Origin of the sequence: Streptomyces sp. SA15 (assembly GCF_002291145.1) — a bacterium.
GTDB lineage: Bacteria > Actinomycetota > Actinomycetes > Streptomycetales > Streptomycetaceae > Streptomyces.
In genome coordinates, this window is the sequence record NZ_NTGE01000198.1 from 1 (window position 1) to 16,080 (window position 16,080).

Annotated in this window: 12 protein-coding genes and 2 pseudogenes; 7 read left to right on the forward strand and 7 right to left on the reverse strand. The window is 72.2% G+C overall.

What is annotated here, in order from left to right:
* Positions 1–307: 307 nt before the first annotated feature.
* Positions 308–1,336, reverse strand: coding sequence for a 6-phosphofructokinase (locus tag CLM62_RS43370; protein WP_095755403.1), 1,029 nt, complete (start codon positions 1,334–1,336; stop codon positions 308–310).
* A gap of 398 nt (positions 1,337–1,734) precedes the next feature.
* Between CLM62_RS43370 and CLM62_RS43375 the strand changes: the two genes are divergently transcribed.
* The 3 genes and pseudogenes from CLM62_RS43375 (at position 1,735) to CLM62_RS43385 (ending at position 2,984) form a co-directional block, all read left to right on the forward strand.
* Complete coding sequence (locus CLM62_RS43375) at positions 1,735–2,130, forward strand: DUF2267 domain-containing protein (RefSeq protein WP_095755404.1); 396 nt, start codon at positions 1,735–1,737, stop codon at positions 2,128–2,130.
* Between the two features lie 124 nt (positions 2,131–2,254).
* Positions 2,255–2,517: pseudogene (locus CLM62_RS43380) on the forward strand (class I SAM-dependent methyltransferase); the annotation flags it as partial.
* 101 nt (positions 2,518–2,618) lie between these two features.
* Entirely contained in the window at positions 2,619–2,984 is a 366-nt protein-coding gene (locus tag CLM62_RS43385) for a transglycosylase family protein (RefSeq protein WP_095755411.1), read from the forward strand.
* Positions 2,985–3,105: 121 nt separating this feature from the next.
* Here the strand turns inward: CLM62_RS43385 and CLM62_RS43390 are convergent.
* Positions 3,106–3,977 (reverse strand): annotated as a pseudogene (locus CLM62_RS43390) (helix-turn-helix transcriptional regulator); the annotation flags it as partial.
* 153 nt (positions 3,978–4,130) lie between these two features.
* On the opposite strand from CLM62_RS43390, the gene CLM62_RS43395 reads away from it, so the two are divergent.
* Entirely contained in the window at positions 4,131–4,274 is a 144-nt protein-coding gene (locus CLM62_RS43395; protein WP_257004430.1) for a hypothetical protein, read from the forward strand.
* 29 nt (positions 4,275–4,303) lie between these two features.
* On the forward strand, positions 4,304–5,338 hold the full coding sequence (locus CLM62_RS43400) for a zinc-binding dehydrogenase (RefSeq protein ID WP_095755405.1): 1,035 nt from the start codon (positions 4,304–4,306) through the stop codon (positions 5,336–5,338).
* On the opposite strand, the gene CLM62_RS43405 is transcribed toward CLM62_RS43400, so the two are convergent.
* Positions 5,325–6,227: a helix-turn-helix transcriptional regulator gene (locus tag CLM62_RS43405; RefSeq protein WP_095755406.1), complete on the reverse strand. Its 903-nt coding sequence runs from the start codon at positions 6,225–6,227 to the stop codon at positions 5,325–5,327. The genes CLM62_RS43400 and CLM62_RS43405 overlap by 14 nt on opposite strands.
* Positions 6,228–6,586: 359 nt before the next feature.
* On the opposite strand from CLM62_RS43405, the gene CLM62_RS43410 reads away from it, so the two are divergent.
* Positions 6,587–8,287, forward strand: a complete 1,701-nt coding sequence (locus tag CLM62_RS43410; RefSeq protein ID WP_095755407.1) for a VanW family protein — start codon at positions 6,587–6,589, stop codon at positions 8,285–8,287.
* A 129-nt stretch (positions 8,288–8,416) separates the two neighbouring features.
* Positions 8,417–9,304, forward strand: coding sequence for a hypothetical protein (locus tag CLM62_RS43415; protein WP_095755408.1), 888 nt, complete (start codon positions 8,417–8,419; stop codon positions 9,302–9,304).
* Between the two features lie 261 nt (positions 9,305–9,565).
* Here the strand turns inward: CLM62_RS43415 and CLM62_RS43420 are convergent, their stop codons facing one another.
* The 4 genes from CLM62_RS43420 to CLM62_RS43430 form a co-directional block, all read right to left on the reverse strand.
* The gene (locus CLM62_RS43420) at positions 9,566–10,531 is read right to left on the reverse strand and encodes an expansin EXLX1 family cellulose-binding protein (RefSeq protein ID WP_257004431.1); all 966 of its coding nucleotides are present in this window, start codon (positions 10,529–10,531) and stop codon (positions 9,566–9,568) included.
* Between the two features lie 344 nt (positions 10,532–10,875).
* On the reverse strand, positions 10,876–11,409 hold the full coding sequence (locus CLM62_RS43425) for a hypothetical protein (protein ID WP_095755410.1): 534 nt from the start codon (positions 11,407–11,409) through the stop codon (positions 10,876–10,878).
* Between the two features lie 120 nt (positions 11,410–11,529).
* Complete coding sequence (locus tag CLM62_RS52475) at positions 11,530–11,661, reverse strand: hypothetical protein (RefSeq protein ID WP_257004432.1); 132 nt, start codon at positions 11,659–11,661, stop codon at positions 11,530–11,532.
* 51 nt (positions 11,662–11,712) lie between these two features.
* On the reverse strand, positions 11,713–16,080 hold a 4,368-nt coding region (locus tag CLM62_RS43430), incomplete at its 5' end, for an HAD-IC family P-type ATPase (RefSeq protein WP_257004433.1).

The window sequence follows — 16,080 nt, forward strand, 5'->3', positions numbered from 1 at the left end:
CGGCACGGCGCTCCAGGAGCTCCCGGTACTCCCCGGCGGGCGTTCCTGCGAGGTGGGCTTTGAAGCGGTCGGCAAGCGCGACTTCAGCCTTGCGGACCTCACGCAGTGCCGGAACGAGCATGTCTGAACCTACGATCATCGCGTTTCCTTCGGCTAGTCCGATGCTCAGCAAGGATCGGCCGGTGACCGGCCACGACCTTTGTCCCACATTGACCGCAAATGACCACTTCCGCATCTTGCCGCCCGCCAGACACACCCGCGCGAGGTGGGCAGGTGTGCCGAAAGCCGGCGTCGTCGCGTCGGCCGCTCAGCCGAAGAACACCCCGACTTCCTCGTACAGCCTCGGGTCCACCGTCTTCAGCTTGGCCGTGGCCCGAGCGATCGGGACACGGACGATGTCGGTGCCGCGCAGGGCGACCATCATGCCGAAGTCGCCTTCGCGCACGCAGTCGATGGCGTGCAGGCCGAAGCGGGTGGCCAGCCAGCGGTCGAAGGGGGTGGGCGAGCCGCCTCGCTGGACGTGCCCTAGGACCGTGGTACGGGCCTCCTTGCCGGTGCGCTTCTCGATCTCCCTGGCGAGCCACTCGCCTACGCCGGAGAGGTGCACCGGTCCGGGAGAGGCCGGCGAGTCGGTCCTGAACGCCAGGTCGTCCTCCTTCGGCCGGGCTCCCTCGGCGACGACCACGATCGGGGCGTAGGAGGCCCGGAAGCGGGACGTCACCCAGGCGCACACCTGGTCGAGGTCGAAGGGCTGCTCGGGGATGAGGATGACGTTCGCGCCGCCGGCCAGGCCCGAGTGCACCGCGATCCAGCCGGCGTTCCGCCCCATCACCTCGACGACGAGCACGCGCATGTGGGACTCGGCGGTGGTGTGCAGCCGGTCGATCGCCGCCGTGGCGGTGTTGACCGCGGTGTCGAAGCCGAGGGTGCTGTCCGTGGCGGACATGTCGTTGTCGATCGTCTTCGGTACGCCGACGCACGGCACGCCGTACTCCTGCCACAGGCGCGCGGCCACGCCCAGGGTGTCCGCGCCGCCGATCACGACGAGCCCGTCGATCTCCCGCTGGGCGAGCGTGTCCTTGATGCGGCGGGCGCCGTCCTCCTGCCTGAACGGATCGGTGCGCGAGGAGCCGAGGATGGTACCGCCGCGGGGCAGGATGCCGCGCACGGTGGGGATGTCGAGAGGGACTGTGTCGCCCTGCAGTGCACCGAGCCAGCCGTCCCGGAGGCCGACGAACTCGTAGCCGTACTCCTGCACGCCCTTGCGGACGATGCCGCGGATGACGGCGTTGAGACCGGGGCAGTCACGGCCACCGGTCAGTACTCCGACCCGCATGGGATTGTCCCTTCGCCGCGGTGTCCTGCTGTGGTCCACGCTAATGGAGAGGTCATGTCGCATGCTGCACCCAGGTTCACGCGTCGAGGCATGCGCCAGAAGGTGGGGGACCGGGGCACCGTTGTCGGCACCATCGGGTCCAGCCGACTGACCGCGGCGGCGATCAGCCTGAGCGGAGGACTTGAGCCGCTGCTTGGCGACATCTCTGATGGCGTTGTATACAGGAGTTGTCGCCGTGTGCACCGTCAGGTGCTGGGCACCGCGGCGATGCCGGGACGACGCCGCCTCCCAGCAGATCAGCCTCTGAACCCCGCAGCCACCGGTGGGTGCCCGGGCATGGGGCTCCCGCCGGGCAGCGAACCCTTTCGCAGCCGTGACCGTCCGTTCGGGAGGACATCATGCGCACGGACTGGGACGCTTTCCTGTCCGCCGTCCAAGAACGCGGCGAGTACCCCACACAGGCGGAGGCGGAGCGCGTCTCCCGGGCAGTCCTCGCTCTGCTCGGCGCCCATCTGGTGGGCGAAGTGCGCCAGGAGCTGGCCGCCCGGCTCCCCGAGACGCTGGCGGGCATCCTGCTCAACCCTCTCCAGGCACATGAACCGCTCTCGCCCGAACGGTTCATCCGGGCGACCGCGGCCTGGATCGAAGGCGCCACCGAGAAGACCGCAACCTGGGACGTCAGCGCCGTGCTCAGCGTCGTGGCCGACACCGCGGGCGAAGAGTTGACCCAGCGGATTCTGCTCCAGCTCCCGCCGGGCTACGACCTGCTCTTCGGCCACCCACAGCCGATCTGACCGCCGGGGACGAGGCCGACCAGGCCCGAGGCCGACCGGCCCGATCGTTGCCGGACCTGGCCGGCGACGCCCTGCAGCACGTCGCAGCCCCCGTCCTGCTCCTCGTCGGCAGCCGAGACGCACCAGCCCCCGCGCCGCCGCCCGCGCCGCCCGTGAGGCCGCGCGCCGGAGCCTGACGCTGCGCACGGCCGCAGCCGACATGCGGCGCCTCCCGTTTCCCGACGGCCTGTTCGACACCGTCGTCTGCGCCGACAACTCGCTGCCCCACCGTCTGACGGAGCAGGATGTGCACGCTGCCCTGGCCGAGACGCGCCGCGTGCTGCGTCCCGCCGGCCTGCTCCTGGTCAGCACACCTACGACGACCTGTTGCGCGATCGCCCTGCTGCTGCTCATGGCGCGCGCCGGCGAGTAGCTGATTCCACCTCTTTTGGCGTACCAGCCCACGTGCCAGTTAGCCACTTTCTGTAACTTAATGTAACAGTATGCACATGATCTCGTCACAGAAAGCCGATCTGAGCAACGTTGACAGCTGTCGCCGCCGCAGGGCCGCTACAGCACTCGTAGTCTTGACGACCGCGGTGATACTGGGTTTCACAGCCACAGCGGAGGCCCTGCCGTCCGCTCAGGCCGGGCCTGACTGGGACGCCATCGCTGAGTGCGAGTCCGGCGGTAACTGGAAGGCGAACACCGGTAACGGCCACTACGGCGGCCTGCAGTTCATGCAATCCAGCTGGGCCGCGGCAGGCGGACTCAAATACGCCCCGCGTGCGGACCTGGCCACCCGCAGGGAACAGATCACGGTGGCCAAACGCCTGGCCGCCCTGCAGGGGATTTCGGCGTGGTCCTGCGCATGAGCGATCGCACACGCGGGTCGCGTCCCCTGTGGGCAGGTGGGAAGCCTTGTAGCTCAGGCTCCGGTGGGTGTGGTGCAGCTTCGTCCTGGGCCGTGGGCGACGAGTGGTCCGTCTGCGTCGGCCTGGGCGGTGAGGGCTGGGAGCCCAGCATGTCGAGGAGGACCAGGGCGTCGTACTCGGGTGTGTCCCGCTCGGCGTAGTACGTGATCAGACGGTGGCCGGGGGTGCCGTCCAGTCCCATGGACTGGTAGCCGAGGGTGAGGTCGCCGACCTCGGGGTGGTGGAAGGTCTTGCGGCCGCGGCTGCGGCCCTTGACGTCGTAGCGTTCCCACAGGCGGGCGAAGTCGGGGCTCTTGAGGAGGAGTTCACCGGCGAGCCGGGTCAGGTCGGGGGCGTCGGGGTAGGTGCCCGCGAGCGCCCTGAGCCGGGCGACGCAGCCGCGGACCTGGTTGTGCCAGTCGTCGAACAGGTCGCGTGCGGCGGGGTGGAGGAAGACGTAGCGGGCGACGTTGCGGTCCTTGGCCGACCAGTCCTCGATACCCGCGAACAGGCGCAGCCCGCTCGGGTTGTGGGCGAGCAGGTCGTTGGTACGGCTGACCACGTGGGAGGGGTACGGGCGCATGCCCTCGAGCAGCAGTTTCACGCCGGGGCGCACCGTCCGTGACGGGGCGGCCGGGGGTTCGGGGGCGCTGCGGGCGGCGCGCGCCGCGAGGCTGCGCAGATGCTCGTGCTCGTCGTCCTCCAGGCGCAGGGCCGGGCGAGGGCGTCGACGACGGACGGGCTGGGGCGGGTCTCCTTGCCGCGTTCCAGGCGGGTGTAGTAGTCGATGCTGATTCCGGCGAGGGTGGCCAGTTCTTCGCGGCGCAGCCCCGGCGTGCGCCGTACCCCGGAGCCGACCGCGAGCCCGGCCTCGGCGGGGGTCACCCGGGCGCGGCGGGCGCGCAGGAAGCGCCCCAGCTCGGTGCCGCCGTCGGCGGTGTGCTCACGTGTCATTTACTTCAGTGTCACCACGCCGTGACCTGCGCGGGAGGCGTCTGGGGGGCCCTGTCACTCCCCCGAACAGCACTCCCCGGCACAGCGCGGCCTGCCACCGCGAGCCTCGGACGCGGAGAGTGGAGGCGGCGGGAAGCGCCGTTTCCCTGCCGCGTGCGTCGCCGACGAGGTCAAGGCGACCGCCGACGAGGTCACCTCGCCCTGTGGGAGGGCCGCGGCGACGGCGGTCCCGAGACGACGTGGCTGGAGAAGGTCACCGACGAGCAGTACCGCGCCCCGCGCACCCCCGCTCACTGAACGACCCACTGAGCAACAGGAGAAACACCATGCGAGCAACAGTGATGTACGGCGCCGGCGACGTCCGCGTCGAGAACGTCCCCGACCCGAAGATCCAGAACCCCACCGACGCCGTCGTACGCGTGACGGCCTCCTGCATCTGCGGCAGCGACCTGTGGCCGTACACCCAGATGCCCGCCACCCCGCAGGGGCGCCGTATGGGACACGAGTTCCTGGGCGTCGTCGAGGATGTCGGCTCAGAGGTGTCCGGACTGCAGCGCGGTGACCTGGTGGTGGCGCCGTTCTTGTGGGCCGACAACAGCTGCGACTTCTGCGGCGAGGGCCTGCACACCTCCTGCCGCCACGGCGGCCAGTGGGGCCTGAACGGTGTGGACGGCGGCCAGGGCGAGGCCGTGCGCGTGCCGCAGGCCGAGGGCACGCTGGTGAGGCTGCCCGTCGGTGCGGACTCCGCGCTGCTGCCCTCCCTGCTCACGCTCTCCGACGTGTACTGCACCGGCCACCACGGCGTGGTGACCTCCCGGGTCGGCCCGGGCAAGTCGGTGACGGTCATCGGCGACGGCGCGGTCGGCCTGTGTGCCGTACTGGCCGCCAAGCGGCTCGGCGCCGAGCAGATCATCCTGATGGGCCGGCACAAGGACCGCACCGACCTCGGCCGCGAGTTCGGCGCCACCGATGTCGTCCCCGAGCGCGGCGAGGAAGGCATCGAGCGCGTACGGGAGTTGACCGGCGGCGACGGCACGCAGGCGGTCGTGGAGGCCGTCGGCGCCGAGCAGTCGATGCACACCGCCCTCGGCATCGTCCGCGACGGCGGTGTCATCAGCCGCCTCGGCGTGCCGCAGTACACCGAAGTCCCGCTCGGCATGGACACGATCATGAAGAACCTCACCGTCACCGGTGGCGCCGCTCCGGCCCGGGCCTACATCGAGGAACTTCTCCCGGACGTGCTGGAGGGGAAGGTCGAGCCGGGCCGGGTGTTCGACCGCACGGTCGGCTTCGACGACGTACCGGACGGCTACGGAGCGATGGCCGACCGGACGGCGCTCAAGGTCCTCATCCAGCCCTGACCGTCTGCTCGACCCCCGACATGTCGAGGAGGACCAGCTTGTCGTGGTCGGGGGTGCCGGGTTCGGCGTAGTAGGCGATGAACCGGTGCCCGGGGGTGCCTTCGAGCTGCATGGACTGGTAGCCGGGCGTGAGGTCGCCGACCTCGGGGTGGTGGAAGGTCTTGGTGCCGTGGGTGTGCCAGCGCACGTCGTAACGCTCCCACAGGTCGGTGAACCCCGGGCTTTTCTTGAGGAGTTCGTCGACGAGTTCGGCCAGGTCCGGGGCGTCGGGCTCCAGGCTGTGCAGTGCGCGCAAGCGGCCCACGGCGGCACGGAGTTGCTCGTCCCAGTCGTCGAACAGCGTCGTCGCGTTGGGGTGGAGGAAGACGTAGCGCACCACGTTGCGCTGCTTCGCCGGCCAGTCCGCCATCCCGGCGAACAGCCGCAGCCCGCTGGGGTTGCAGGCGAGGATGTCCATGGTGCGCCCGACCACGTACGCCGGGTAGGGCCGGAGGTTCTCCAGCATCAGCTCGGTCCCGGGCGGGACGGCCCGGGTGGACAGGGAACCGGACTCCACGGGTGCGCTGCCCGCGGCCTGGGCGACGAGCTCGCGCAGGTGCTTGTGCTCGGCCGGGTGCAGGCGCAGGGCCCGGGCGAGGGCGTCGACGACGGAGGGGCTGGGGTTGCTCTCCTTGCCGCGCTCCAGGCGTACGTAGTAATCGACGCTGACCCCGGCGAGCGTGGCCAGCTCCTCACGGCGCAGCCCGGGAGTGCGCCGCGGTCCGGGGCCGGCCGGCAGTCCGGCCTCCTCGGGGGTCACCCGGGTGCGGCGAGCCCGCAGGAAGGTTCCCAGTTCGTTGCTGCCGTTGCCGCCGTTGCCGCCGTTGCCGTTCTGCCGCTCGCGTGCCATGCGGCCCAGTGTTGCAGGCCGGGTGCAGCGGGCCATGAGCAGGGCGTAAGGGGTGCGGGGGCGTGGTGGAGGCCCTGGCGCACCCCCGAAGCCGCTCCCCGGCACAACGCTTGACAGCCCCGCCTCCACCGAACTAACCGACAAGAACATGACGCCATGACACGTTCCTCGCACCTGAAGCACCGCCCAGCAGATCATGTACGCGGTCGGCGACCGTGTCGGTGTCGGCTGCGCTGCGCCTGGCGTGACGTGAGACGTACACCTTCACCGCCCGATTGTGGGTAGCTTGGTGTGCTGCCCCGCACACAGTGCCGCGTCATCGGATGCACCGTCCTTCCTTTCGATCATCCTGGAGACTCATGCGCTCCCGCATTGCCTCCGTTCCGCCCCTCGCCCTGGTCGGCGGTGCGCTGACCGTCGGCGTCGGCGGTCTGTATCTCGCCGGTCTGCTGCTCACGGGCGGTGAGATCGACGCGGGTACGACCGTGCGCGGTGTGGACATCGGGGGTCTGAGCCGTGCGGAGGCCACCCGGAAGCTGGAGAAGCACCTGGCGGCGTCCGGTTCACGGGATCTGGCCGTGACGGTCGGCGACCGCAGAGGTGCGGTCGATCCGCAGCAGGCCGGACTCAGCTTCGACGCCCGGCAGACCGTCGACCGCGCGGCGCGCACCGGCGCTGATCCGTTCAGCGCGATCGGCGGGCTCTTCCGCTCGGGCGGTGACATCGAGCCGGTCGTACGCGTCGACGAGGACAAGACCCGCGCCGCCCTCGGGAAGCTGTCGAAGACACTTGATCAAAAGGTCCGCGACGGCGCGATCACCTTCACCGACGGCCACGTCGAGCAGGTCGCTCCGCGCAGCGGGCACGCGTTGGACGTGGACGCCGCGGTGGGCACCCTGCGCACCTCCTTCCTGCGCGGCGAGGCGGACTCGGTCACGGCCCTGCCCGCCCGCGAGACCAAGCCGAAGGTCACGGCGGAAGAGGTACGGCGGGCGGTGCGCGAGTTCGCGCGGCCGGCCGTGTCGGCGCCCATCACGCTCACTGCGGGCGGCAGGCGGTTCACGGTCGACCAGACCGTCCTGAGCGCATACCTGGCGATGCGGCCGGACGACAAGGGCAGGCTGATACCGAAGCTGGACGGCAAGGGACTGCTCGCCGACCCCGCGGTGGCCCGCCCCCTGGCCGATGTCGTCGGCAGGGCCGAAAACGCCACGCTGCGGCTCGACGGCGACAAGGTCGCAGTGGCCGCCGACGGCAGAATCGGCCAGGAGGTCACCGACAAGGCGCTGAGCAAGGCCGTGATGCCGCTGCTCACCAAGTCGGGCGCCGACCGCACCGGCGAAGTGGCCACGCGCAAGACCCAGCCGGAAGTGACCCGCGAGAACGCCGCGCGGCTGGGGCTGACGGAGAAGTTGTCCTCCTTCACCGTCACCTTCGAACCGGCCCCATACCGCTCGACGAACGTCGGCCGGGCCGTGGAACTCATCAACGGCTCCGTCGTCATGCCGAACGAGACCTGGAGCTTCAACCGGACCGTCGGCGAGCGGACCGAGGCCAACGGCTTCGTCGAGGGCATCATCATCCTCAACGACCAGTTCACCAAGGCGTCCGGCGGGGGTGTCTCCGCCGTGGCCACGACCGTCTTCAACGCGATGTTCTTCGCCGGGGTGAAGCCCGTGGAGTACGGCGCCCACTCCTTCTACATCGAGCGTTACCCGGAGGGCCGCGAGGCGACGGTCGCCTGGGGCAGCCTCGATCTCAGGTTCACCAACGACTCCGGCAACGCCATCTACATGCAGGCAGAGTCCACCGACACCTCCGTGACCATCACCTTCCTCGGCACCGAGAAGTACGACGAGATCAAGTCGGTCAAGGGTCCGCGCACCCAGGTGAAGGAGCCGGCGGAGAAGGTGAGCACCGACGAGGAGTGCGTCCCGCAAACCCCGCTCGAGGGCTTCGACGTCACCGTCGAGCGGGTCTTCTACAACGACGGCCGGGAAGTGAAGCGGGAGCCGTTCCGCACCCACTACGTCCCGCGTGACGAGATCACCTGCGAATGAGCCCGTGATCCGCAGGCGGCCTGAATGAATGCGCGCCGGGCGAGCCTCGGTTTCCCTCCCTTTTTGTTCTTGTGGGTGCGATATGCCGATATTGGGTGCATTCTCGGGTAGCTTCTGGTAGTGCCCGATGTGGACGCGGTTCTCGACGAGCTCTACGCCACGCCCCCGCCCGCCTTCGTCTCCCGTCGTGAGGAGCTGGCGGCCGAGGCACGGACGGCCGGCCGGGTGGAGGATGCCCGCCGGATCCATGCCGCCCGCCGCCCCACGCTCGCGGCCTGGGCGGCGAACCTGCTGCTGCGCTCGCGACCGGATGAGAGCGAGCAGTTCCTGCAGCTGGGCCGGGCGCTGCGCGAGGCCTACCGAACCCTGGACGCCGGCGGGATCAAGGAGCTGTCCGAGCAGCGCCGACGTATCGTCTCCGGCCTGTCCCGGCAGGCCGCGCAGCTCGCTCGTGAGGCCGGGCATCGGCTGTCGGACATGGCGCAGCAGGACGTCGAGTCCACGCTGCGTGCCGTGCTCGCCGACCAGGACGCGGCAGACCGCTGGGCCACCGGCCGTCTGGAGAACGCCCTCACTCCGCCCTCGGCCTTCGCATCCGGCACCGCCGCGACAGCCGGCCCACCGCACAAGCCCCCCAGGCCGGCCCCTCCGCCCCCGTCGCGGACGCAGGCGAAGGACGAACTCGCCGAGCGCCGCCGCCAGAAGCAGCAGCAGCTCGATCAGGCCCGCAGGGAAGCCAAGGCCGCCCAGCAGCGCCTCCGCGACCGGCGCGCCGAACAAGCGGACGCCGACACGTCGCTGCGGCGGGCACGGGAGGGCTACGACCAGGCCCGTCAGCAGGTGTCCGCGGCCGAGCAGCAGCTGCGGCAGGCCCGCGAGGCACTCCAGCGCGCCGACCAGGAACAGCGGGAAGCCGAGAAACGCCGTCATACGGCCGCCGACGCCCTGGCCCGGGCCGAACAGGCGGCACACGAAGCCGCCCAGGAGGTCAAACGCCTGACCTCGCGCGGCAGGTAAGAGCGGCAGGTAAGAGCCGACAGACACGTGGACACGCCGAGCGGGTGGGCGCCCACGCGCGCTACGCAGTGCCCCGACATTCGACATTCACCCCGTCGCGACGCCTGGCACGCTCCCCCACTGCCTCAAGGGCGTGGGAGGTGCCCCCACTCGCCGCACCGGACGCCGCCGGCGCGGACAGTGATCCCCGTTACGACGCACGTCGACTGGTCGAGCTCCTCATCGCGGGGCTCCGCCAAACGCACTGAGCATGCGGCGGGGTCAGTGTTCGGCGAACTGGACGCGGGTCGGCTGTACGACGTCCGGCCGTAGCGCGATCCCGTCGACCGTCAGTTGTTCTCCGTAGATGTCGGTGATCCTGATCGCGCCGCCACACCCGCTGCCCTGCTCGGAGAGGAAGTAGTTGTACTCGGTACGCGGCAGCCGGGTCCAGCCGCTGCCGGTGCGCACCTCCAGCCGCGCCAGCGGGTTCCGGTGGCCGATCGCCTGGACGCCGCACCACCAGCGGCTGGACCCGGTCTTGTACCGGATCGAGATCGTGTCGGGCGTGCCGGGGCTCAGCAGGGTCCACGTGATCGGGATCCGGCCGCGCGACGGGTCGGCCAGCTTGGCGAAGGCCTGCGCGCTGAGGTCGAGTTGCCCGGGTGCGCAGGGCAGTGGGCATTCGTTGGTGATCCGGACCGTGACGGAGGCTCCGCCCGCCGCACGGACGAGCACGTACGCCCCGCACGCCTTGGACACCTCGTAGTCGGTGTGGTTCATCGCCGCGATCATGAGGTCGTCGCTCGGGCCGTACGAGCAGGCACCGTCGCCGGTCCCGGCGTCGTAGACGGTGGCGACTCCTCGGTGGTCGACTTCGGGCCGAATCCGTCCCGCCAGCGGTGCCGCGGCGGAAGCCGTCTGCGGAGTGGTCGTAGAAGGGGCCGATGGCCGCGTCGCCGCGGCGGTAGCGGTGGCCGCCGGGGTGGTCGCGCGGGCCGTCGGGGTCGGGGGCGCCGTGGACGGTTTCCGCCCTGGCGTCGTGGGAGGAGCGGTCGTCGGGGCGTCGGCGACGGACCTGGCCGACGCATTCCCGTCATCGTCCTCGCGGTCGGGTTGGAAAGCCACGGCCAGGGATATGACGAGCGCGACGGCCGCCACGCCGGCGGAGATGAGGACGGTGCGCCGCTTGCGGAGAGAGCGACGGGGAGAACGACGGGGAGAACGGCGGTGAGAAGGCGACGCCACGGATGAGCCCTTACGTAGTTCGGGAGAACGCGCGTTCGCGTGAGGCTCCGATGGAGGGAGCTCCCGCCCCATCAGTGGTCGCGGGGTCCGAAAAGGTTGCCGTCGGTCCGTCGCAGCCGAAGGCTGTCAGCTTGCCCTGCTTGCCCTGCTTGCATGGGAGCCAAAACTCAGCCCGGCGTTCCCCTCCCATTGGAACCGGTACCCCGGCATCCACTGCGGCTAGGGCTGAGACCGCGGGGGCGCGGTGCTGTCCGCGCCCCCGTCCCACCCGCCCGCCGTAGCCGCAGCCGGTCTGGCACACCCATCAGGCCGGTCCAGCGGCGTTCACGACGTGCATGCGTCGCTCATGCCGTCGCTGTCTGCGCGGGCTGGGTGGGCTGTGTGGGCTGGGTGGTTTCCGTCCGGGCGGAAGGCTCGGTCTCCGGTCGCCGGCGCTGCTCCTCCTGCTGCTGCTCGGCCCGTTGCCGCGCCGCCTGCTCGCGGGTGACCACTTCGGTGGCGGCGCCGATGGCCACGGCGACCGGCCACTGCAGGGCTCCGGCCACGGTCATGCCGCCGAGGATCCCGTAGTAGACCATCTTGCGGGGCGAGGGAAGCAGTCCAGCGCCCTTGCGGGCGCCGCTGAACAGGTCGCCCGGGGTCACGTAGGGGATGGGAACCCGCGGGTGCGCGGTGTGCAGGTGCACCACCTTGCCGACCGCCGGGGGCTCCAGGCCCCGTGCCTGCTCCTCGCGGCGCTCCGCGGGAGCCTCGGGCGGCTGCTGCGCCTGGGCGGGTGTGGGAGCCACCGTGGTCTGCCCCTGTGCCGGGGCCGTCGCGGTCTGGGCTCGCTGTTCCTGGGTCGGTGGTTGTTCTGGCTGGGTCTGCGGGGAAGTCATCTCCGTCCTCCCCTGCTGGGAAGCGTGTGGATGTGTCCTTCCCTCTCCACGCTTCCACCCCTGCGCCGTGACAAACCACCTAATTTCGGCAAAAGGGCAGGGGTTGTGCCCGATACCGGGTCAGACGTGAGCGGCCACCGGCCGCCCGCTGTCGACGAGCGCCTTCCAGAGCTGGATGGACAGGCGGATCAGGGCGGCCTCGAGGAGAGCGACCGCCACCTGGGTCAGAACAGTGGCGAGGATGTGCGGCATGTCCAGCCGCCTTTCGTGTGCGTCGTGCTGGTACCGCTCCTTTGTGCGGTCTCACGACTTCCGGGAGGCGGCGCCAAAGTGACTTCGGGGTGAACTTTCCCTTTCCGGTACGATTCGCCCCTCCGCTTGCCCCTCCGCTTGCCCCTCCCGCGTGGCGAAACCCGCGGCGCCCTGCACCACGGCGGGCAGCACGACGGAGCCCACGGCCGACGTCAGAGCGATCGTCCAGCCCGCGGGACCCAGGGGCCGGCTGCCGAAGAAGTGGCTGAGCCCCGGCACGGTCACGACCACGCCCAGCACCACCAGGGAACCCACCACGGCCGCGGCGACCACCGGGTCGCGGCCCGCGTCCGCCAGCGTCTGGAACAGCTGGGAGGACACGAGGGCGACCAGGGCGACGGTGTCGGCGCGCCCCCGGGTGCCGGTCGCCCGGGCGGCCACCCAGGCGGCGGTCGCCGCCGCCGTGGTGATGATGGCACGCAGCCGGATGTGTCGGGTGAGGGCCGCGCCGAGCGAGGCCTCGGGCCCCTCCGCGAGCAGCTTCCCCGCGTGACCGACCGGCGGCCGGGCGGCGATGGCCATGGCGGGCAGCATGTCCGTGAGCAGGTTGACCAGGAGGAGCTGGCGTGCGTTCAGCGCACTGCGCCCGGTGAGCAGACTGGTCGCCAGGGTGAAGATGATCTCCCCGACGTTGCCGCCGAGCAGGATGCCCAGCGCCTTGCGCACCGAGGCCCACATGGCCCGGCCCTCGACGAAGGCGTCCACGATGGTCTCGATGCGGTCGTCGGTGACCACCATGTCGGCGGCGGAGCGGGCCGCCGGCGTCGCCCGGGACCCGAGGGCGATGCCGACGTCGGCGATCCGGATGGCGGGCGCGTCGTTGGCGCCGTCACCGGTGACGGCGACGACCCGGCCGGCCGCGCGCAGGGCGGTGACGATACGTACCTTGTGCGCCGGGGTGACCCGGGCGAACACGGTGATGCGCGGCAGGGTCCGCGCGAGCGCGGCGTCGTCGAGGGAGTCCAGCTCCGCCCCGGTCATCAGCCGCGGTTCCTCCTCGGGCCGCAGTTCCCTGGCGATCGCGGCGGCGGTGCTGGGATGGTCCCCGGTGACCATGACGATGCGCACCCCGGCCTCCGCCAGCCGGTTCACGCTCTCGGCCGCCGTGGCCCGCACCGGGTCCGCGAGCCCCAGCAGGCCCAGCAGACACAGTTGGTCGAGGCTCTCGTCGCTGACGTCCGCGAGATCGGCGAGCGCGGTGTCGTCCCGCGGCGCGTCCGGAGGCAGGACGCGCTCGGCGACGGCGAGGACCCGCAGGCCCTGCCGGGCCAGCCGGTCGACCTCGGCCTCGATCTCCTCCCGCCGCCGGTCGCCGAAGGGCTCGCTGTCGCCGCCCCGGCGGATCCGGTCGCAGCGGGCCAGTACGACCTCGGGCGCGCCCTTGACGACGATCCGCGCCCGGTGGCCGGAGCGCCCCAGTACGGCGTGGAAGCCGCGGCCGGGCTCGAACGGCAGCTCGGTCACCCGGTCCCAGGTGGCCGAGGGGAGCCCGGCGGCCCGGGCGGGGGCGGCACCGAGCAGCTCGGCCCCGGACGCGATGGCGCGGTCGGTGGGGTGGGCGAGCGAAGCGGCGGGACCCGGCGGACCCGCCAGGGCGGCCGTGGCGAGGATCCGGCGCAGCGCCGGGGTGAGCCGGTCGGGCGGACGGCGCTCCAGCCCGTCGGACACCTGCTGGAGGCTGATCCTGCCCTCGGTGAGCGTGCCGGTCTTGTCGAAGCACAGCACATCGGTGCGGCCCAGCGCCTCGATGGTGGAGGCGCTGCGTACGAGGGTGTCGCGGGTGGACAGCCGGCGGGCCGCGGCCAGCTCCGCGACCGTGGCGACGAAGGGCAGCCCCTCGGGTACGGCGGCGACGCACAGGCTGACCGCGGACCCCAGGGCGGCGCCCAGCGGCCTCCTGCGCAGCATCTCTACGGCGAGGAGGGCGACCCCCGCGGCGACGGACATCGGCAGGAACCACCGGCCCAGGGCCTTCAGCCGCCGCTCCACACCGCTCTCCGGCGGCCCCTCCAGCGGGGCCGCCTCCGCCGCGCCGCCCGCCTCGGTGGCGGTCCCGGTGGCGACGACCACGGCGAGCGCGTGACCGGCCGCCACCGTCGTCCCCTGGTAGAGCATGGACGTCCGGTCCGCGACGGCCCGGGCCGCACTCGGCGCGGCGGTCTTCACGACCGGCAGCGACTCGCCGGTGAGGCTGGACTCGTCGGCCTCCACCCCCTGCGCCCGCACCACCCGGCAGTCGGCCGGGACCGCGTCACCGGCCCGCAGCTCGATCACGTCGCCGCGCACCAGGTGCTCGGCGGCCGCCTCGACCGCCTCGTCCCGGTCCGCGCGGCGCACCCGCACCCGCATCGACGTGGCTTCGACCAGCCGCTGCGCCGCATGGTCGGCCTTCTGCTGCTGTACCCCGCCCACCAGCGCGTCCACCCCCAGGACCCCGCCGATGAGCACGGCGTCCAGGACGGAGCCGAGGGCCGCCGAGATGCCGCCGCCGATCGCCAGGATGGGCGTGAGCGGATTGGCCATCTCCTCCGCGAACCTGCCGATCAGGCTGACGGCACCGTCGTGCCGGTCCCGGCCCTCGAACTGACGCCGCCGGGCGGCCTCGGCCTCGTCCAGCCCCCGGGAGGTGGTGCCGAGCCGCGCCATCACCTGACGTACCGTCATGGAGTGCCACGGCGTACGCTCGATGGCCGCCGGAGCCGGGCGGCCGCGCAACCGCCAGCCCGCCCAGAAGCCCGCCGTGAGCCCGGCGATGGTCACCGCGTCGGTCACCAGGCGGGCCCGCGCCCAGGCCCCCGGGCGGGGGACGAAGAGGGCGAGGCCCGAGCCCGCGAAGGCGCCGGCGCCTTCCAGACGGGTGCACAGCACGCCGACCCGCCGGGCCTCCGGCAGGGCGGTCAGCAGCAGATGGACGACATCGGGCGGGGCGGCGACATGCGCGTCCCACGGCACATGGCGCAGACCGGTGAGCACTCCGATGCCCAGGTCCGCACGGGCGAGGGCACGCCGGGTCCGCGCCGAGACCACCGCGACACCATGGCCCTGCGCCTGGAGCGAGCGGACCAGCGCGGCCGTGCGGCGGTGCCCGGTGGGGGCCGCCTCGGGGAGGCCGAACCGGCGGTGCAGCCCGGGCGGGCCACCCACCAGCCGCACCTGGCCGCACTCACCCGCCGCGCGCACCAAGTGGTGGGCGAGCGCGTGCAGTTGGGGGATCAACCCGGCCACCGCGACCGGCCTGCCCTCCCGCAGGACGAGCAGGACCTGCGCCCCCTCCTCGGCCCACCGCGCCGCCGACGCGGCCGTCTCCTCGGACACCACGACACCGCCCGGGACGGTGTCCGCACCGGTGTACGGCCGCAACGCCCAGCCCGACGGCTGCGGCGGCCGCGCGCGCCCGGCGCCGTGCCGGGGCCGCCATCCCGGCGGCCAGGCCGGCTCGATCAGCTCGTGGATCCGCGCGTGGATCTCGTCGTCGTCCGGGCCGTCCTCCGCCGCGTCGGGGCGGCGTTCGCCGTTGGGATCGGCTTCCGCCCTGTCCGGGCTGTGTTCGCCGTTGGGGTCTGCTTCCGCCTCGTCCAGGCTGGGTCCGCCGTTCGGGCTGGCTTCCGCCTCTCCCACGTTGGGGCTGGCTTCCGCCTCTCCCACGTTGGGGCCGGCTTCCGCCGCTCCCAGGTTGGGGCCGGCTTCCGCCTCTCCCACGTTGGCGTCGGCTTCCGCCTCGCCCGTGCCGTGTCCCCCGTTCGGGCCGGCTTCCGCCTCTCCCGGCCGCCCGTCGGGCGGCGCCAGGCGCGCCAGGTGCTCGACCGTCCACCCGCCGGTGGCCAGTACCCGGGCGTCGAGGACGACGGTGTCGATCCGGTCGAGGCGGCGCAGCGCCTCCGGTCGCAGTACCAGCGCCCCCCGGTCGGAGACCGCCCGCGCCACCGAGCTGATGAACGACTCCCTGCCGAGCCGGGGGGCTCTCGGTGTCCCGGCGGTCAGCAGCGCCAGCCCCCGCTCGTGGCTGAGCGTGCCGACCGCGGTGAGCCCGTACGCCGCGACGGACACCGGCACCGCCACATTGGCGTACGTCTCGCCCGGCCCGGGCGGCAGCGAAGCGGGCCGCTCATGGGTGGGCACCGCGTCATGGCGGTACGTACCCTCGTGCGCCGCCAGCCTGCGCGCCCAGTCCCCCCACGCCCTGCGGCGGGCCTGCACCTCCGCGTACCGGGCCCCGGCCAGCACGGCGGTCGTCGCGGCGCCGAGCGGCCGGAACGTCAGCGTCGTCAGCAGTACGTTCGCCGCGGCCCAGGTCCGCTCCGCGGCCCGGTCGCCGAGCCGGCTCGCGAGGCCCTCGCGCAGTCGCGGCGTGGCCTCGAC

What these genes read in the sequence shown, in the direction of transcription:
- CLM62_RS43370 (WP_095755403.1), bottom strand. Translation starts at nt 1,336, where the DNA reads ATGCGGGTCGGAGTACTGACCGGTGGCCGTGACTGCCCCGGTCTCAAC.
- CLM62_RS43375 (WP_095755404.1), top strand. Translation starts at nt 1,735, where the DNA reads ATGCGCACGGACTGGGACGCTTTCCTGTCCGCCGTCCAAGAACGCGGC.
- CLM62_RS43385 (WP_095755411.1), top strand. Translation starts at nt 2,619, where the DNA reads ATGATCTCGTCACAGAAAGCCGATCTGAGCAACGTTGACAGCTGTCGC.
- CLM62_RS43400 (WP_095755405.1), top strand. Translation starts at nt 4,304, where the DNA reads ATGCGAGCAACAGTGATGTACGGCGCCGGCGACGTCCGCGTCGAGAAC.
- CLM62_RS43405 (WP_095755406.1), bottom strand. Translation starts at nt 6,227, where the DNA reads ATGGCACGCGAGCGGCAGAACGGCAACGGCGGCAACGGCGGCAACGGC.
- CLM62_RS43410 (WP_095755407.1), top strand. Translation starts at nt 6,587, where the DNA reads ATGCGCTCCCGCATTGCCTCCGTTCCGCCCCTCGCCCTGGTCGGCGGT.
- CLM62_RS43425 (WP_095755410.1), bottom strand. Translation starts at nt 11,409, where the DNA reads ATGACTTCCCCGCAGACCCAGCCAGAACAACCACCGACCCAGGAACAG.
- CLM62_RS52475 (WP_257004432.1), bottom strand. Translation starts at nt 11,661, where the DNA reads ATGCCGCACATCCTCGCCACTGTTCTGACCCAGGTGGCGGTCGCTCTC.